General features: G+C 53.7%; 16 protein-coding genes. 11 read left to right on the forward strand and 5 right to left on the reverse strand.

Going from position 1 to position 18,568, the window contains the following annotated elements:
* Positions 1–270 precede the first annotated feature (270 nt).
* Genes ACFE7X_RS22565 through ACFE7X_RS22585 form a run of 5 tightly spaced genes read left to right on the forward strand, consistent with a single transcriptional unit; the run spans position 271 to position 5,672 of the window.
* On the forward strand, positions 271–2,331 hold the full coding sequence (locus tag ACFE7X_RS22565; protein WP_375437945.1) for a BatA domain-containing protein: 2,061 nt from the start codon (positions 271–273) through the stop codon (positions 2,329–2,331).
* Between the two features lie 54 nt (positions 2,332–2,385).
* Positions 2,386–2,913 carry a DUF4199 domain-containing protein gene (locus ACFE7X_RS22570; protein ID WP_375437946.1) on the forward strand — a complete coding sequence of 176 codons (528 nt, stop codon included), beginning with the start codon at positions 2,386–2,388 and terminating at the stop codon, positions 2,911–2,913.
* 8 nt (positions 2,914–2,921) lie between these two features.
* The gene (locus tag ACFE7X_RS22575) at positions 2,922–3,488 is read left to right on the forward strand and encodes a DUF4199 domain-containing protein (protein ID WP_375437947.1); all 567 of its coding nucleotides are present in this window, start codon (positions 2,922–2,924) and stop codon (positions 3,486–3,488) included.
* Between the two features lie 28 nt (positions 3,489–3,516).
* The gene (locus ACFE7X_RS22580) at positions 3,517–4,485 is read left to right on the forward strand and encodes a glycosyltransferase family 2 protein (protein ID WP_375437948.1); all 969 of its coding nucleotides are present in this window, start codon (positions 3,517–3,519) and stop codon (positions 4,483–4,485) included.
* 59 nt (positions 4,486–4,544) lie between these two features.
* Complete coding sequence (locus ACFE7X_RS22585; RefSeq protein WP_375437949.1) at positions 4,545–5,672, forward strand: glycosyltransferase; 1,128 nt, start codon at positions 4,545–4,547, stop codon at positions 5,670–5,672.
* Between the two features lie 168 nt (positions 5,673–5,840).
* On the opposite strand, the gene ACFE7X_RS22590 is transcribed toward ACFE7X_RS22585, so the two are convergent.
* Positions 5,841–6,941 (reverse strand): glycosyltransferase family 9 protein, encoded by a 1,101-nt coding sequence (locus ACFE7X_RS22590; RefSeq protein WP_375437950.1) that lies wholly within the window; start codon positions 6,939–6,941, stop codon positions 5,841–5,843.
* 124 nt (positions 6,942–7,065) lie between these two features.
* On the reverse strand, positions 7,066–8,430 hold the full coding sequence (gene purB, locus ACFE7X_RS22595; RefSeq protein WP_375437951.1) for an adenylosuccinate lyase: 1,365 nt from the start codon (positions 8,428–8,430) through the stop codon (positions 7,066–7,068).
* Positions 8,431–8,591: 161 nt separating this feature from the next.
* On the opposite strand from purB, the gene ACFE7X_RS22600 reads away from it, so the two are divergent.
* Entirely contained in the window at positions 8,592–10,748 is a 2,157-nt protein-coding gene (locus tag ACFE7X_RS22600) for a transglycosylase domain-containing protein (RefSeq protein WP_375437952.1), read from the forward strand.
* 219 nt (positions 10,749–10,967) lie between these two features.
* On the opposite strand, the gene ACFE7X_RS22605 is transcribed toward ACFE7X_RS22600, so the two are convergent.
* Both ACFE7X_RS22605 and ACFE7X_RS22610 read right to left on the reverse strand, forming a co-directional pair.
* Positions 10,968–11,900 (reverse strand): TerC family protein, encoded by a 933-nt coding sequence (locus tag ACFE7X_RS22605; protein ID WP_375437953.1) that lies wholly within the window; start codon positions 11,898–11,900, stop codon positions 10,968–10,970.
* A 63-nt stretch (positions 11,901–11,963) separates the two neighbouring features.
* On the reverse strand, positions 11,964–12,752 hold the full coding sequence (locus ACFE7X_RS22610) for a polyprenol monophosphomannose synthase (RefSeq protein WP_375437954.1): 789 nt from the start codon (positions 12,750–12,752) through the stop codon (positions 11,964–11,966).
* Positions 12,753–13,182: 430 nt separating this feature from the next.
* Between ACFE7X_RS22610 and ACFE7X_RS22615 the strand changes: the two genes are divergently transcribed.
* The 4 genes from ACFE7X_RS22615 to ACFE7X_RS22630 are packed head-to-tail and all read left to right on the forward strand — an operon-like array spanning position 13,183 to position 16,309.
* The gene (locus ACFE7X_RS22615; RefSeq protein ID WP_375437960.1) at positions 13,183–13,707 is read left to right on the forward strand and encodes an RNA polymerase sigma factor; all 525 of its coding nucleotides are present in this window, start codon (positions 13,183–13,185) and stop codon (positions 13,705–13,707) included.
* 10 nt (positions 13,708–13,717) lie between these two features.
* The gene (locus tag ACFE7X_RS22620; RefSeq protein WP_375437955.1) at positions 13,718–14,638 is read left to right on the forward strand and encodes a HEAT repeat domain-containing protein; all 921 of its coding nucleotides are present in this window, start codon (positions 13,718–13,720) and stop codon (positions 14,636–14,638) included.
* On the forward strand, positions 14,586–15,455 hold the full coding sequence (locus ACFE7X_RS22625) for a hypothetical protein (protein ID WP_375437956.1): 870 nt from the start codon (positions 14,586–14,588) through the stop codon (positions 15,453–15,455). Before ACFE7X_RS22620 ends, ACFE7X_RS22625 begins: the two co-directional genes overlap by 53 nt.
* Positions 15,456–15,481: 26 nt before the next feature.
* Positions 15,482–16,309: a DUF4097 domain-containing protein gene (locus ACFE7X_RS22630; RefSeq protein WP_375437957.1), complete on the forward strand. Its 828-nt coding sequence runs from the start codon at positions 15,482–15,484 to the stop codon at positions 16,307–16,309.
* Positions 16,310–16,403: 94 nt separating this feature from the next.
* On the opposite strand, the gene hemG is transcribed toward ACFE7X_RS22630, so the two are convergent.
* Positions 16,404–17,765 (reverse strand): protoporphyrinogen oxidase, encoded by a 1,362-nt coding sequence (gene hemG / locus ACFE7X_RS22635; protein WP_375437958.1) that lies wholly within the window; start codon positions 17,763–17,765, stop codon positions 16,404–16,406.
* Positions 17,766–17,936: 171 nt separating this feature from the next.
* Here hemG and ACFE7X_RS22640 point away from each other — a divergent pair, with 171 nt between their 5' ends.
* Complete coding sequence (locus ACFE7X_RS22640) at positions 17,937–18,476, forward strand: D-glycero-alpha-D-manno-heptose-1,7-bisphosphate 7-phosphatase (RefSeq protein ID WP_375437959.1); 540 nt, start codon at positions 17,937–17,939, stop codon at positions 18,474–18,476.
* Positions 18,477–18,568 lie beyond the last annotated feature (92 nt).

Consider the following 18,568-nt stretch of genomic DNA (forward strand, 5'->3'; position numbering starts at 1 on the left):
CGGTGGGAGAGTCGGTCGCCGCCAACCTTACTTAGTCCCCAGTATGCCCCTCCGGTCCCGCCGTCGAGGGGCATACTCGTTTCTGAAATGCTTAAATGTATTCTCAGATATTAGAAAAGAAGCTTATATGCTTGTTACTACATTTTTTCTGAACAGTATTCGGCAGGGTCTACGAATAGACGTGTTACAAAGTAGAAGGCTTTTCTTGTGCAAGGGGAGCGTTTTTAAGAGCAAGTATTGTGTCTATCTTCATAAACACACCAGACTACAATGGCTTTAACATATCCATGGTTTTTACTAGGCTTGCTGTCATTAGCGATTCCAATAGCAATTCATCTATTTGAGCTTCGGCGACCAAAGAGGGTGCTGTTTACTAATGTAAGCTTCATCAAAGAGGTCAAGTTAGTAACTGCTCGGCAGCGCAAGCTCAAGCATTTGTTGGTGCTGCTAGCACGAATTGGATTTTTGACTTTCCTGGTGTTGATGTTTATTCAGCCGTATATACCAGCTCCGATAAAAGATGCAAATAGTAGCTCTAGCGTAGGTGTGGTGGTAGATACTTCACCTAGTATGCAAGCTGGAGAGAACGACGAACAATCCTTATTTGAGCAAGCTGTTAAACAGGCTCGAGAACTTCCTACTGCGTATTCTGCCACTACCAGTTTCGTAGTGCCTCATGAACTTGCTCAGCCACTTTCAGCTGCTGCATACCAGGTGGTTATAGACAAATTGCAGGTATCGGGCCAAGGTGATGCAATAGGAAATAGTGTGCCAAGACTACAGGCAGAAGGCAGGAACGCTGAGCAAGTTTTTGTTTTTTCGGATTTTCAAAAGAATAGTTTCTCAACACAAACATTAAACAAGCTGGATTCCACACAACAGGTGTTTTTAGTGCCTATAGGGGGCAAGGAAGTACAGAATGTTTTTGTTGATAGTGTATGGTTGGATGATGCCTTTGTTCGCAGTAACACAGATATTTTATTGCGGATCCGCTTAAGAAATGGCGGCGGTGTAGCCGTGAATAATTGCCAAGCAAAATTATACGTAGGCGGAAAACAGGCTGCGGTATTCAGAGCAGTAGTACCCCTGGATAAACCGGTAACAACTACAGTGCGTGTGCGTCTGGAAGGAGAGCAGCTAACTCAGTGCAGGGTTGAGTTGGAGGATTACCCAGTCGTGTTTGACAACAAATTTTATTTCACGTTGCAGCCATCACCAAAAATTAAGGTGTTGGATGTAGCGACAAAAGCTACTGCCACGCGCCAACTGTACGCTAATGAACCATTATTTTCCTATGGAACTGCAAAGCCAGGTAGCTCGGATTATAGGCAAGTTGAAGAAGCCAGTTTAGTTGTTCTCCAAGACCAAGAGCGCATTGATGCTGGGGTACGAGAAAGTTTAAGGCGAGTGGTGCAGAGAGGAGGTTCTGTTGTGATCGTGCCCCCAGTTGGGTCTGCAGGCCGTGCGTCGTATGATCAGTTATTTGATGAATTAGGTATTGGGCCGGTAGAATGGGAGAGAGTTGGAGTAGCGCCGGTACTCCGTGAAGTAGCAGTGCCTACCCCTCAGAATCCTTTTTTTAAAGATGTATTCGGGGCACAAAACCGGCAGCCGGTCATGCCGAAAGCGAGTCCGGTTTTGCGTTGGTCACGTTCAGGTGCGGATATCATGCGGATGCGCGATGGAGATGGTTTCTTGGCCAGCTACCCCAGTGGCAAGGGCACTGTGTATCTGTTCGCGGCGCCGTTTGACAATGCTTACTCGGATTTCACGCAACATGCTCTATTTGTGCCGGTAATGTACCGGCTCGCTATGCAAAGCTATCAGCGTCAGCAGCAGCCGGCTTATCGTTTGAATCAGGGTACAATTGCCTTGAATGTAGCAGAGCAAGTGACAGCAGCTAGGGAAACGGAGCAGGTGTTCAAGCTTAATAAGGACAGTTTGACATTCATCCCGAGCCAGCGATTACAAGCAGGTGTGCTACGGTTCGACGTGCCTGCTGAGATGCGGGAGCCCGGATTTTATACTCTGACGCGTAACGGCCAAAGCGTAGCCACCGTGGCCTTCAACTTCGATAAAAGAGAATCGGAGCTGGCGGCTTATTCTGCTGCTGAACTACGGCAACTTATCGGGGCGAACCGACTTAATATTCATGTGTATGATGCCAGCACCGGTGAGTCGGTGGCGGCAAAGTATCGGACGGAGCGTGTGGGCACTCCGCTGTGGCAGTACTGCTTGTGGATTGCGTTAGCATGCTTGCTGGCAGAGGTACTATTGCTTCGCTTTTTTCGGCAACCTAGGGCTGTAGAGGCAACAGCAGTCGCTGCCTGACAATAATGCGTAGCGGAAGTCCTTGTATCTTGCCACCTCATTAGTCTGGATAGCTTGGAAGCTTCAGTTTCATCGGAAAAACCTGTTTTGCGGACAGCCCTGCTCTATGGAGTTGGCGCAGGTGTAATATGTGCTCTTTGGGTGGTCGGACTGTATCTGGCCGGCAACAATCCCTACGGCCCCAAACGGCTTATGTCCATTTTTGTGCCACCAGTAGCTGTATTGCTGGGGCAGTGGCGGTTGCGGCGGTATTTCAAACCAGAGGGGCCGGGCCTTTTGCGCTCTGTTGGAACAGGGTTATTAATTACGCTTTTTGCGGCGGTAGTGTCGGCCTCTAGCGTATACGTTTTTGCCCGAAGCACGGGACCAGAACCTATTGCGCGTCACTTAACCGAGATGCGGCAGCTACTGAAACAAGCCAAGCCCATGTTTTTAAAGGAAAAGAATGGTCGTCAGCATTACGAGCAGGCGTATCGTAACTTGGCTTATTCGGCGCAAGATCTGGCCACTGATGATTATGTAAGAAAGTTTTTAGTTGGGTTGTTGTTAAGTGTTCCGGGCGCGATATTCTTGCGGAAATAGAGTGCCAAATGCGTATTTTTCTCGACGAAAACCATCTTAACTACTTCGACATGGAAAATACTGCTACCCCCGTTTCGACCAGCGCCGTTGCTATTCGCTATGGCATCCTTACCGGACTGGTATCAGTCATTGTTTCGTTTGTGTTGAACATGCTGGGGCTGGAACAAAGTCCGGCCCGGTGGCTGACCACGGTAATACTTATAGTTGGTATAGTATTGGCGCATAAGTTTTTTAAGCAGCAGAATGGCGGTTTCCTGACGTATGGACAAGGGCTAGGTATCGGTACTATCCTTTCCGTAGTGGTAGGCGTGTTGAGCGCCATTTTCAGCTATATCTACATCAACTTTATTGATACTGGTTTCACTGCACGTCTTCTCGAAAAAGCTCGCGCTGACATGGAAACCCAAGGCAAAATGTCGGATGCTCAGATTGACCAAGCAATGGGTTGGACAGCCAAGTTTATGAATGGCCCGATGATGGTTGCTATGGTGCTGTTTATGATTGTGTTGATGGGGTTCCTTACCTCTTTAGTTATTTCAGCCGTTACTAAAAATCCTCGCCCCGAGTTTGAGTAAGCGCCCTTCGCATTCGTTTCCAGTTGAATTGTCTATTGTAGTCCCATTGCTCAATGAGGCTGAATCCTTGCCTGAGCTGACAAGTTGGATTCATCGGGTGCTAGCCCAACATGGTCTAACGTATGAAGTTATCTTGGTTGATGACGGTTCGACGGATAATTCTTGGGAGGTAATCGAGGATTTGGCGGAAACGAATACCCATGTGCGAGGTATCCGCTTTAACCGCAATTATGGAAAATCGGCAGCCTTGAACGTGGGTTTCCGCGAGACAATGGGCCGGGTGGTATGCACCATGGATGCCGACTTGCAGGACTCACCGGAAGAGCTGCCGGAACTGTACCGGATGATAACCAAGGACGGTTTCGACCTAGTGAGTGGCTGGAAGCAGAAACGCTACGATCCTCTCTCGAAAACTATTCCGACCAAGCTGTTCAATGGGGTAACACGCTGGATTTCGGGCATCCAGTTGCATGACTTTAATTGTGGATTAAAGGCTTACAACCAACGGGTTGTGAAAAGCATTGAGGTGTATGGCGAAATGCACCGGTACATTCCGGTGATTGCTAAGTGGGCCGGCTTCCGCAAGATTGGCGAGAAGGTGGTGCAGCATCAGGAGCGGAAATACGGCGTCACTAAGTTTGGGCTGGAGCGTTTCGTCTACGGCTTTCTCGATTTGCTGAGCATTACGTTCGTGAGCCGGTTCCGGCGGCGGCCGATGCACTTCTTCGGGACGATGGGAACGTTGTCGTTTGTGCTCGGAATGCTGATTACACTGTGGTTGGTGGGGGAAAAGGTATACTTGGCTTTCCATAATCTGAAGGCGCGCAACGTAACCGATCAGCCCCTGTTTTTTCTGGCTTTGGTGGCTGTGATAGTTGGAGTAGTGTTGTTCCTGACCGGTTTCTTGGCAGAGTTAATTCAACTCAATGGGCCCAACCGTAACGATTATCTGGTGCGCGACCGGGTAAATTCCATTCATTCGCCCTCAACCAATTAGTGGTTAGCATCCGTGCCGCTTGCCGGATGCTAGACGGCTTGGTAGTTGCTACTTGTTAAATGAAAGTTGTCATCATTGGTCCGGCCTATCCACTACGGGGGGGGCTAGCTACTTACAACGAACGGCTGGCCCGGGCTTTCCGTGAAGCCGGTGACGAGGTAAAGCTGGTGACCTTTTCCCTGCAATACCCTGACTTTCTGTTCCCTGGCCAAACGCAGTTCAGTAAGGAAGCCGGTCCGTCTGACTTGGCTATTGAAGTCAGCATCAATTCTGTGAATCCGTGGACTTGGTGGCGAGTAGGAGAGAAACTTCGTCGTGAGAAACCCGACCTAGTGATTTTCCGATTTTGGTTGCCATTCATGGGGCCCGCTCTAGGTACCATTGCGCGGCGCATTCGCGGCAACCGCCACACCCGAATCGTGGCTATTACCGACAACGTTATTCCCCACGAGAAGCGCCCCGGTGACCGACCGTTTACGCGATACTTTCTTGCTGCCTGTCACGGGTTTGTGACCATGAGCCGAGCAGTATTAGCCGATTTGCGTCGTTTACATTTCAAGCAGCCTGCGCAGTATAAGCCCCATCCACTCTACGATAATTTCGGTCCTTTGAAGTTGAAAGCCGAGGCCGTACAAGCTTTACAGCTTGATTCGCGCTATGGGTATTTGCTGTTTTTTGGCTTTATCCGAGCGTATAAGGGGCTGGATATCATGCTGGAGGCTTTTGCCGATACCCGGCTGGCTGCTTTGCCTATCAAGCTAGTTATAGCTGGCGAGTACTACGAAGATGCCACACCGTACGAAGCTCTAATTCAGCAGTATAACCTGGAAAGCCGTTTGATACGTGCTACCGATTTTATTCCGAATGAACGAGTAGTAGACTACTTTTGTGCTGCCGATATAGTGGTGCAACCCTACAAGAACGCCACGCAAAGTGGCGTATCCCAAATTGCCTACCACTTCGAACGGCCCATGCTTGTGACGGATGTGGGCGGATTGGCCGAGCTAATTCCGGATGGCCAAGTGGGCTATGTTGTAAAGCCTACCGCAAAAGCTATAGCGGATGCCCTAGTGGACTTTTACGAACATCACCGCGAAGCTGAATTTGCGGTGGGCGTACGAGAGCAGAAGAAGCAATTCTCGTGGAGTGAGATGGTAAAGGCATTGAAAGCAGTAGCGGGACTTTGAGGCGTTATAGACCTGGCAGCACTCGGTTTGAGAGGCACCAACAAGTCTGTATCTGAGTGAAAAGTATTATCTACCGTCACGCTGGTACTTGTTTTCGCATACTGGCTCCGGAAGGCTCGGGCGCTGATTAATTCTCATACCATCACTGAATCTGACGAAAAGCGCAGCTTACCTAGCCTGTGGTACGCTCTCTAGCACGGCTTTAAATACTTTTTCTGCCGGCAGATCTTCCATACAACTAGTGCCGAGCTTGCAAGTGCCTCGGTAAAAACAAACACACGCACGGTCGGGCTGCACGAGTTGGCCCCGGCCATAAAGGTCAAATTCGTAAGGGTTGAAGATGTTGTTCATCAGAATAGTAGGCTTAGCCAAGGCAATGCTGATGTGCATAGCCATGGTTACCTGCGTTACGATGCCGTCCATTTGGTGCATCAAGTTGATGAACTGCTCTAGTGGGAAGGTGCCGGGGTAACAAGCCCCCGTAGCAGCATGCAGACGCTGATTTCGCTCCTCTTCGGCCGTGCCACCAAGCAACACTGGAGCGTAACCGGCCTGCTGAAGTTGTGTAATTAAGGCAATCCATTGAGTATCCGACCACAGGCGGGTTGTCCACCGGTCGCCACAGCCGGTATTCAGGCCGATGCGTGGCTGGCTTTGGGGTAAAGCTTCCCAATTGTAGCCTTTATCTTCGTGGGTGTCGAAAACATACTCTTCCCCTCGAAACTCGAAGCCGCACAATTCAAAGATTTCCTGCACGTACGGCTTCTGGTTTGCCAAGCTTAGCTGGTCAAATACGCCGGTCAAAAACTTATGCTCCGCGCGGGCATTGCCCGGCCAGGCCACCCCAGCCGGGTGGAGCGTGTAGCCAAATTTATGCGTGGCCCGGATGGTGTCGTGCAGGGCGCAAGCTTCCTTATCCTTATCAAGATTGAAAAGCAAGTCGAATTCGCGGGCTTGCAGGTGCAGTACCGACGGCAAGTCCAGCTTCAGAATCTCGTCGATGGCGCCTTGCGGCAGGATGGCAGGCGTGAGCGTCAGCCAAGTGATTTTAGCGGCTGGGTACTCTTGGCGCAGCCGCCGCAGCAACGGCGTAGTGCGAATTACGTCCCCAATGGCCCCGAGCTTAATGATAAGAACGCGCTGCTCAACAGGCGCATACACCGGACAGTCGGCACAAACGTAACCATGCTCTTTGTTGGGGCGGCAGGGCATATCACCACGAAAATGGCGGCAATCGGGATGGACGGTACTACCGTTCAGATTGGGCATGGAAGCGCAGTTAGGAGCCACGAAGATAAATAGCCCGCTTGATGTTCAATACGGCGTGTTTCTGGCCGCTTTCTGACCCATCTATAAAACCATTAGAAACACGGTGGTTAACTCGGTTAGGTATTTATACACCCACGTAATTTGTCGGCGAAATGCTTCGCAATTCGTGTTTCACTTCCTCACTCACGTCCAGCGTTTCGATGAACTCCCGAATGGTAGCTTCTGAAATGGCACCGCCCGTGCGAGTCAGGGCTTTGAGGGCGTTATAAGGATCGGGATAATTCTCGCGGCGCAGAATAGTTTGGATTGCTTCGGCTACTACAGGCCAGTTGGCATCAAGGTCCCGGCGCAGGGCTTCTTCATTGAGGGCCAGCTTGTTGAGGCCGCGTAATAAGGAAGTAAGGGCGATGAGCGTGTGGCCGAGCGGCACGCCCAGGTTGCGCAGAACCGTGGAGTCGGTGAGGTCCCGTTGCAAGCGAGAAATGGGCAGCTTCGCTGACAGGTGTTCCAGTACCGCGTTGGCTAGCCCCAGGTTGCCTTCAGCGTTTTCAAAATCAATGGGATTGACTTTGTGCGGCATGGCCGACGAACCGACCTCACCGGCCTTCACCGTTTGGCGGAAGTAGCCCATGGCGATGTACTGCCACACGTCGCGAGCTAGGTCGATAAGAATGGTGTTGAGGCGCTTTAGCGCGTCGCAGAGAGCTGCGAGGTGGTCGTAGTGCTCGATTTGGGTGGTGGGGAAGCTGCGGCTCATGCCCAGACGGCCTTCCACGAACTGCTGGGCAAACTGGTGCCAGTCGTGGTGAGGGTAGGCTACGTGGTGGGCGTTGAAGTTGCCGGTGGCCCCGCCAAACTTGGCTGCAAACGGCACCTGCCCTAACAAGGCTACCTGCGCATCAAGACGAGCCACGAACACCTGAATTTCTTTGCCAAGGCGCGTGGGCGAGGCGGGCTGGCCGTGCGTACGCGCCAGCATCGGTACAGTAGTCCACTCGGTGGCACGCTCCGCTAGCTGATTGCGAACCTGCGCATACGCCGGCAACAGCGCGTGAATAAGCGCGTGCTGCAAGCTGAGCGGAATGGCCGTGTTGTTGATGTCCTGAGAAGTAAGGCCGAAGTGAATGAACTCCAGGTAACTGCCTAAGCCGAGAGCCGTAAACCGGTCGCGCAGGAAGTACTCTACTGCCTTTACATCGTGGTTGGTAACCTTTTCGTGCGCTTTCACGGCCTCGGCGTCGGCTACCGAAAAGCTGGTATAGATGCTGCGCAACTCGCTGAAGATACCAGCGTCCACCCCTTGCAGCTGGGGTAGCGGAAACTCGCACAGCGCAATAAAATATTCCACTTCCACCAACACCCGATACCGAATCAAAGCCAGTTCCGAGAAGTAGGGAGCCAAGGGAGTGGTTTGGCGGCGGTAGCGACCATCGAGGGGCGAAACAGCGGTCAGGGGCGTGAGTGCGGAGTAGTCAGCAGCAGTAGACATGCAGGGAAAGAGTTGGCCTGAAGCGCCAAAGGTAGCGAAAGGCTACGCGCAGCCTGAACGGGCGCGGCCTTTTTCGCTACCTTTGTATTTCGGGCGGTGGCTGGTTTGGCATGAATCTGGCCAGGCACGGCCACGAAATTCTTTCCTCTCTGACTGTTCGCGTGACTCCAGCAACAAAGAAAAAAATAGGTATTGGCCTTGGTATTGTCGCGGCGCTGCTGGCCGTGGGCCTAACGATTTTCTTGCTTAAGCGCCAAGCGCTGCTGACATATGCACTGGCGCAAGTGAAAGCAAAAGTGGAGCGTAAATACCCCGTGACATTCACGCTAGGCGAAGCCCGTTTCACCAACCTGAAGACCGTACGCATCGATGGAATGAGTTTGGTGCCCAAGGCCAGCCCATCCGATACATTGCTACAGGCACGCCAAATGACGGTATCGTTGAGTTTACGGTCCTTGTTTGCGGCCCGGCCCGTGTTCAGCAACCTTGAAATCAGTGATGCGCGCCTTACGGCCCGTAAAACGACTCGTTCCGATAACTACTCTTTCCTCTACAAAAAGAAGGGCTCCACGCCAGCAGTACCCCGCGACACCACCAAGGGCACTAATTACGCGCTGCTGGTCAACCAATTGCTGGAGGCTAGCTTCGATAACGTGCCCGGAGAAGCGAATTTCCGCAATTTCTTAGTCACCTATACCAGTCCGCGCCACCAAGCACGTATTGTGATGCCGCAGCTCGCTATTGAGGATGGCGACATTCAGGGCGAGCTAACCGCTGTAGTTGATTCGGTGGAAAACCGCGTGGGCGTTCAGGGCCACATCGAGCCCGGCGACTATGCTTTGAATGCCGAGATATTTGGCCTAGGCCGGCGGCCGGTCACGCTGCCGTATGTGCGGCGGCGCTATGGGGCCAAGGTGCAGTTCGATACCCTGCGTTTCAGTTTGAGCGACAAAGATTTGTCGGACGATGAATTGACGGTGCGTGGCACGGCGTCGGCGGCCAACTTCATCGTGAATCATTGGCGGCTCTCCGACCGCGACGTGCGCTTCCCGCGCGGTGGCATCGACTTCGTGGCCCGCTTAGGCCAAGCGTTTGCCTCGCTAGACGAAGGCACCAAGGTGACGCTGAACCGGATGGAGTTCTTCCCGGTAATAAGTGTACGTAAGTTGCCGCTCAACCAGCGCGTGGTGGGCAAGATGATTAATGGCCTGCGTAACCGGCGCGAGACGCTAGCAGGCTTGCAGGTGAAGGCCGATATTGTATCGGCTGAAACACCCGCCAACACGTTCTTTGCGGCCCTGCCCGAGAACATGTTTAATAGCCTCACCGGAATGCAAGGCGAAGGCACGCTCAAGTACCGGATGCACCTTGATTTGGATATGAACCAAATCGACAGCCTGCGTTTCTCGTCTGGCTTAACACCCAAGAACTTCCGCATCACCCGCATGGGGCGCGAAGACCTTAATAAGCTCAACCAAGAGTTCTACTACACTGCCTACAACGACAAAGGAGACTCTATTAAGACGTTTGCCGTTGGTCCTTCCAACCCGGAGTTCGTTTCTTACGATGAGGTATCCGACTACTTGAAGGCGGCCATCATGACGGCCGAGGACCCACGTTTCCTCACCCACCGGGGCTTTATGGAAAAGGCTTTCGTGAAGTCGGCTATCCAGAACATCAAGGAAAAGCGCTTTGCCCGCGGTGGCAGCACGATTTCCATGCAGTTGGTGAAGAACGTATTTCTGACCCGGCAGAAAACCGTGACTCGTAAAATTGAAGAAGCCCTGATTGTGTGGCTGCTGGAAAATACGCGCTTGGTTTCCAAAGAACGAATGTTCGAGGTGTATCTGAACATCATCGAGTGGGGCCCGAAAGTATACGGCGCGAGCGAAGCAGCCGAATTCTATTTCAACAAGTCGCCTGACAACTTAAATCTATCGGAGAGCTTGTATCTGGCCAGCATCATCCCACGGCCGAAGTACTATCAACGGTCTTTCAACCAGTATGGCGAGATGCGCAGTAGCGCCCGATATTTCCACCGGCTCATTGCCAAACTTATGGCCAGCAAGGGCCTGATTTCGCAAGGCGACTACGAGAGTGTTGACTACTCTTTGAACTTCCCTGGCCGCGCCCATGGCTCCATCTTCCGCGCCGTGCGCGACACCGTGCGCGCCACTCAACCCTCCGATTCCACGGAGTTCGAGCCGCTCAACCTGATTGATTTGCTAGGCGGCAACAAGGCGCCGGATGAAGGAGTCAACACCAACATTCCTACTGAGCCAGGTGGCGGTACCCCAAACCCGGCTCCAAAACCCTAGCAACTTCACACAGCACCAAGTTGCTCGGTATCCACTTCAGAAGGCTACCATAACATAAGCCTTAGCGGAATAGCACCCTCGGTTAACGCCTGGTGTCTACCTGCTGAGGCTTTTTGTTTACCAAAATACTTCCACAACCACACGGTCGTCCTGGCTTTATAGAGCTGTGCCAGCGTGCTGGCTCCAGGTACCAAGGCGGACACTACACTCCTAGCAGACTCATTTCGCGGCTTCTTCCTCTTGCCTGGGGAACAGCAACGAAGCCACAACGGATAGCACTAAAATGACGCCTACCACGCCCAACGACAAGCCCATCGACATATGGTAGACCTCGGAGAGCAGCAACTTGCCGCCGATGAAAATGAGGATGAGCGAGAGGCCGTAGTGGAGATAGTGAAAAAGGCGCATCAAACCCTCCAGTGCAAAATATAGCGCCCGTAGCCCCAACAACGCAAAGACGTTGGACGTGTACACGATAAAAGTGTCGCGCGAGACGGCCAAGATGGCGGGAATGGAATCGACGGCAAACACTACGTCGGTGGTTTCCACCATTACCAGTACTACCAGCAGGGGAGTGGCGAAGAGCAGGCCGTCTTTGCGCACGAAAAACTTGCCCTCGTGCAATTGGCTAGTAATGGGCAAATGCCGGCTCAGAAACTTAACGACTGGGTTGGAATCCGGGTCGATTTCGGGCTCGCCGGCATTGGTAGCCATTTTGATGCCCGTGTACACTAAAAAGGCCCCGAGCACATACAGCAGAAAACTGAATTTAGCCAGTAGCGCCGCGCCTACCAGAATGAAGATGGCCCGCAGAACCAAGGCCCCCAAAACACCCCAGAACAGAATCTTGTGTTGGTACTGCGGCGGTACTCGGAAATAACTGAATATCAGCAGAAAGACGAATAGGTTGTCGACGCTGAGCGACTTCTCGATGAGGTAGCCCGTGAGGAATTCCAACCCGGCCTGCCGCCCCATATTGCGGTAGACGAAGTAGTTGAACGACAACGACAACACAATCCAGAAGAAGCTCCAGCTGAGCGCTTCGCGCATCTTCACGACGTGCGCTTTACGGTTGAATACCAGCAAATCGAGCAGGAGCATCGCCAGCACGAAGGCGTTGAAGCCTACCCAGAAGAGAGGAGTGTTTTCCATGCGACAATGGCAAGATACACTTAACCCGCGAAGCGCAAGCGGGCTACCTTGGCACTAATGGCTTTACCGGGTTTCCGGCGTCGAGGTTGCGACGGTAGCGGAAACCGGGTTGTTGGGCTGAACCGGCTGAAAGCGGCGGAACCAGCTATCCACTTTCATCTTAACAACTCCCCAAAACGCCTCCTTAAAAATGCCTTTGCTCATTTTGGAGGTGCCGCGGGTGCGGTCAGTGAAGATGATCGGGACTTCTTTGATGCGGAAACCGTACTTATAAGCCAGCCATTTCATCTCGATCTGAAAGGCGTACCCTACGAAATGAATTCGGTCGAGCTGGATGGTGCGCAGGACGCGGGCTGTGTAACACTTGAAGCCGGCGGTGGCATCCATGATGGGCATGCCGGTAATGAGGCGCACGTAGGCCGAAGCAAACCACGACATCAGTACCCGGTCGATGGGCCAGTTCACGACGTTGACGCCCTGGATGTAGCGGGAGCCAATGGCGAGGTCGTAGCCTTGGTGGGCGCAGGCATCGTAGAGGCGCACCAAGTCGTCGGGGTTGTGGGAGAAGTCGGCGTCCATCTCGAAGATGTACTGATAGCCGCGTGCCAAGGCCCAGTTGAAGCCATGAATGTACGCCGTGCCCAGACCCAGCTTGCCTTTGCGTTCCTCCAGAAACAACCGATTTGGAAATTCTGCCGTCAGGCCCCGCACAATGGCGGCCGTGCCATCCGGCGAACTATCATCGATGATAAGCACGTCGAATGTCTTGGCCAATGAGAAGACCTTGCGGAGAATCAACTCTACATTTTCTCGCTCATTATAGGTTGGAATCAAGACGAGCCCATCATTCATTGGCCAAAGATATAAGTTAGATATGAGTACGAATACAAGAAGGCAGACTTTGCAAGGAGGTATAGCGACGAGCTCTAACTTATACTGCGGGCACTCAGGCAACTAAGGTAAAAGTAGATTGGGCCGCGGATAGTTTCCGCCTCTCTTACTGATACACCAGCAAGCAACTCAAGTTGCAATTTCAGTGAGATATTACGTGCAAAAAGAGAGAAGCAGGCGGGAGCTTCTTCAGGCAAGATGAAGTCAACCAGTTCCCGCTTAGCGGGCTGCGAAAGTGCTAGTAGCCTACGCGGGCTGCAAACTGCAATTCAACTCGGAAAAATTAATTGTGGCTTTGTTGTAACCTTCCCAAGTTGGGGCGGTGTCCACAATCAAATACCTCAAAAAACTCACTCCCATCGGGTTGGATTCGCTATCAGACAACGCGCTTATGCTCCGGGTGAAGGCCGGGGAGACTGACCGGATGGGCTTGCTCTTCGAGCGCTACCATCGCAAGCTGTTCGGTTTTCTCTACCACATGCTCGGGCGTGCCGACGCCAGCGAAGACCTGGTGCAGAACGTGTTTTACCGCATGCTCAAGTACCGCCATACCTACACGGGGGAAGGCGAGTTTCGGTCTTGGATGTATCACTTGGCCCGCAACGTACTGGCCGACCACGTCAAGAAAAACCAACACGCTACCCGCCACACCGACGTAGCCGACCTAGCCGAACAAATCAGCGGCGGCGCCCGCGCCGATGAGCGGCTGCAAAAGGAGCAGGAAGTAGCTACCCTGCACCGCGCCTTGGAGAAGCTCAGCCCCGAAAACCGTGAGGTGTTGGTGCTGAGCCGCTTTCAAGAGTTGAAATACGAGGAAATAGCCCGCGTGCTGAACACCAGCGAAGGCGCCGTGAAAGTCCGCGTGCACCGGGCCATGAACGAGCTAAAGAAAATATACCTGCGAATTGAAAATTGAAGGGACGGTCATGAATTGCGAACAAGCTGAAAATAAGTTGATCGACTACCTGAACCAGCAGCTACCCGCGGCGGAACAGGACGCCTTACGGGCACACCTGGCGCATTGCCCGGCGTGCCAGGAGGAGCTTGAAACCATGCAGCAAATGTGGCACACGCTCGGCAGCGTACGGGTGCCAGAGCCAAGCGAAAATATGCGTCCAGCTTTCTATTCGATGCTGGCATCTTATAAGGAAGAACAAGCGGCTGCTTCGAAATTCTCGTTGACTGGTCTGCGGCAGTGGTTGCAGGCGCTAGTAATACCGCGGCCCGTGGTGCAGCTGGCTTACAGCCTCTGCTTAGTAGGAGTGGGGCTAGCGGCTGGATGGTGGCTCACTAGCCGCAATGCGGGGTCCACGAGCCCCGACCAGCAGCAACTTGCTTCGCTGAGCAAGCAAGTAGAGAAGATGCAGCAGGTGATGCTGCTCACGCTCATCGAAAACCCGTCGGCTACGGAGCGCCTCCGAGCCGTGAGCTACACCAAAGAGCTAAGCAGTGCCAACCCCAGAGTGGTAGAGGCGCTCCTAAGCACGCTAAACCACGACGAGAACGTGAACGTGCGCCTTGCCACGCTGGAAGCCTTGGCGGCCCTAGCCTACGACCCTGCCGTCCGGCTGGGACTAGTGCAGGCCCTGCCGCAACAAGAGTCGCCGCTGGTGCAGTCGGCGCTGGCCGACGTGATGGTGCAGCTGCAAGAGAAACGCTCGGTGCAGCCCTTGCGCCGCCTGCTGGCCCAACCCGACCTGAACGAGGCGGTGAAAAGCAAAATCCAGGAAAGCCTGAAGTCATTGTCGGACGGGCAGCCTACCAAATCATCCACTTCAACTCCCAAAACCTACCATGAAACGCTCCATCATCCCCGGCCTGATCGGGCTGCTCGTATTGTTGTCTAGCGGCCAGCTGTGGGCCCAAAAAAGTGAGTTCAAAGAGCAAATCAGCAAAGAATTTGCGCTGACTACCGATGCCGGGCGCAACACGTTTGCCCTGTACAACATCGACGGAGCCGTGAGCGTGCAAGGCTACGCCGGCAACAAATTGGTGATTGAAGTCACGAAAACCATCCGGGCCGATGACGCCCAAACGCTGGAAGTAGGCAAGAAGGAAGCGCAACTCGACTTCATTCAGCGCAACGACAGCATAGTGGCCTACATGAAAGCGCCGTTCGATTCGCGGCCGCGACGCAACCAGAACATCAACCACCAGGACATCGAGTACCGCTATACCTTCGATTACGTGGTGAAGGTGCCCTACCAAATGAACTTGCACGTATCGACCATTAACAATGGTGCCGTGCTGGTGCAGGACGTGACGGGCAAGATGAACGCCTACAATATAAACGGAGCTGTAACTCTGCGAAACATCAAAGGCACCACCAAAGCCCGCACCATCAACGGCAACCTGGAAGCCACGTACGCGGCCAACCCACCCGGCCCGTCGTCCTATAACACCATCAACGGGCAAATCAAGGTGACATACCCGGCGGATTTGTCGGCGGATATCCACTTCAAGGCCATGCACGGCGAGCTGTATACCGACTTCCCTAACGCGGAAACCCTGCCCGTGCAAGTCACCCAAAACAAACAAAGCGCCGGTAGCGGCACCCAATACAAACTCACCAAGGATACAGTCGTGCGAATAGGAAAGGGCGGCAAAGATTTTCGCTTCGAAACCCTCAACGGCAGCGTAACCATCAAACAGCAACAGAAATGAACACGTCCTCTTATAGATCAATCACTTTGCGCAACGTTATAAAAACCGTTTGCCTAAGCGTGCTGTTCGGCGCCTCTCTGCCAGCAACGGCTCAAACTACCACCAAAGAACAGCTTGTTGTAGCCCTTAGCAACCCCGGCAAACCAGGTTTGGTGAGCGTGAGACTGGTCGGCGGCTCGATTACCGTGGTGGGCTACAACGGCAAAGACGTGGTAATTGATGCCACTTCTCGCACCGGCCGCCAATCGGGCCGGAGTGCCCCAGCGGCCGCAGCGGGCATGAAACGCATAGAAACCAGCAACAGCTTCGACCTTACCGCCGATGAAAACAACAATGAGGTTTCCATTAAAACCAACTCCTGGAAGAACCCTATTGATTTGGTGATCAAAGTACCTCAGCGGTTTTCGTTGCAGGTAGGCACGGTGCAAAACGGCGACATCACGGTTGAAAACGTGGCGGGCGAATTGGAAGTCAGCAACGTCAACGGCGCAATCCAGTTAAACCAAGTGTCCGGCTCAGCCGTGGCCAACACCGTGAACGGCCCGATAAAAGCTACCTTCAAAAACGTAACGGCCGGCGCGCCCATGGCCTTTTCCACCGTAAACGGGCAAGTCGATGTTTCACTGCCAAGCAGTTCGAAAGCAGCGCTGAAGTTGAAATCAGACCACGGCGAAATCTATTCCGACTTCGACTTGGTGACGGAGAAAAGCCCAACCAAAGTAACCCGGACCAACCAAGGCGGCATGTACCGCGTGAGCATCGACGACTGGACCTACGGTAAAATCAACGGTGGCGGCGCCGAAATCATGATGAAAACCCTACACGGCAACATCTACATCCGCAAGGCGAAGTAAAAGTTTCACTAAAAACCTTACATCCTCTAGGCCAGAGAGTGCCAACGACAACTAAGTTGTTGAAAGCACCCTCTAGCCTAGAGGATGTGGAGTTTTAGGCTGACGGCAACGGCTGCTTCGGCTGCTTGCTAACCGCTATAAGCTGCTCTGCAATAGTACGCGCGTGGCGGATACAGTCGGGGACACCGACGCCGCCGCGCCAGTTGGCCACGCTCCAGATACCATGGGCTTGCAGGGCGTCGGTGGTGGCGTGGGCGGCAACAATGTGCTGGTCGTACTGCGGAATGGCCTTTTTCCACAGGTACCGGTGCTGCCAAAGGGGCTGGGCCGCTTTGATGGCGTAGAAACGACTCAGCTCTTCATGCACAGCCGCTTTTTGAGTGGCCTCCGGTTGCAGGGCGTGCTCTTCGTACTGCGAGCCGCCCACAAACGTGGTAAACAGCACCTGCCCCGCCGGTACCCGGTTGGGGTAGATAGAGCTAGTCCAGATGCTACCCGCGGCGTAAGGCCGTTCCACTTTGGGGTTGAGCGCCCCAAATCCGTTGAGCGGATGGCCAACATCCTCGCGGCGGTAGGCGGTGTACACGGCCGCCATGGGCGGATACTGCACCGCCGCCAGCGCCGCCGCCGCTTCCGGAAAGTGCGGTTGTAGCAAAGGGGCAGCAGCAAAAGCCGGAACCGACAGTACTACCGCGTCGTAGGCAAAGCCGCCAATGCCTGCCGAGGTCTGTATCTGGTAGCGACCGTCGGCGGTGCGGTGTAGGGCCAGCACCCGCTGGCTTGGATGACGGTGGGTGAGGCGAGCGGCCAGCGTGTCGGTAAGGTGTTGGATGCCGTTGCGCAGCGTAATGATGCGGCGGCGGCCGGCGGTGCTCCCGGTTTTGGCTAAGCCGCGCAGCACCGAGCCGTACTGTTGTTCCAGGGCCGCTACTTTGCTAAACGTCTTGTGGACCAGCAACTGCGCCGGGTCGCCGGCATAAATGCCCGAGATAAACGGGTTGACGGCGTAGTTTACAATCTCAGGGCCGAAACGGCGGCGAAAAAAAGCGTCTACCGTTTCGTTGGGGTCGAGTGGGGCAGCGGGGCGGTTCAACTCGCGTAGGATGCTGAATTTGGCTTTCCAGCTGAAAAAGCCGTTGGCGAGCAAGGCGGGCGGCGAGCTAGGCAACTGCTGGTAGCGGCCATTGCGCAGCACATATCGGTGCTTGCTCACCTCGGCCGCATCCTGAATTTCGTTGGTCAAACCTAGCTCGGTTATCAGTTCCAATAGCTCATCACTCAATTGCAGCGAGTTGGGGCCGATTTCGAGCAGGTAGCCATCCTGGTGCCGCACCGAGCCTAAAGAGCCACCCGGCGTAGCTTCGGCTTCGAATAAGTCGTAAGCAATGCCGGCTTTCTGAAGCTGCCATGCCAACGTAAGGCCCGAAATACCGCCGCCCAGGATAGCTATGGTCATAGGGTGAAGAGCTAAGGGGATGAAACTGTGAATAGGACCGCGCCGGTGGCACCGGCTGCAAAGCTGCTCCACATATGGTTCTGAAGGGAGACTTCACTTCACAGAACAAAGAAAACACTGAAATTCGCGCTTTGTCTACAACGAATTTCAGTGTGTTACCAACTCACCACCATGCCTGCTACCAACAAAGCCGTATTCCTGGACCGAGACGGAGTCCTCAACACTGAAATCGGCGACTATGTGTGGGAGCCAGACAAATTTATCGTCATGGAAGGAGTGCCCGAAAGTTTGGCGCAGCTTAAGCAGGCGGGTTATTACCTAATCGTTGTCACCAACCAAGCGGGCATTGCCAAAGGGCTCTACACCGCCGCCGACGTGCAAGCTTGCCACGCCAAACTGCAAGCTGCTTGCGGCCACCTGCTCGATGCCCTCTATTTTGCGCCGGCCCATCCGAGCGTCTCGGAGTCGCTGCTGCGCAAACCCGATTCGCTGATGCTAGAGAAAGGTATTGCCCGTTTCCACCTCGACCCCGCGCAGTGCTGGATGGTTGGGGACCGGTACCGGGACATGGAAGCGGGCCGGAAAGCGGGCGTGCGCAGCATTCTGGTCGGCGAAGAAGAAGTGGAGTATCAACCCCGGGTGAAGGATTTACCGGCGGCTGTGCAATTAATCTTACGCTCGGTTCCGGCAGCAACGGTTGGTGCTAGCTAAAAAGGTAAAACTACATTCGCCAACAAGCAGAAAGCCGATTCCTTGATCTGGGAATCGGCTTTCTGCTTGTGTAACAACCTGTATGCTACTGC

The organism is uncultured Hymenobacter sp. (assembly GCF_964242765.1).
In the GTDB taxonomy this organism is placed as follows: domain Bacteria; phylum Bacteroidota; class Bacteroidia; order Cytophagales; family Hymenobacteraceae; genus Hymenobacter.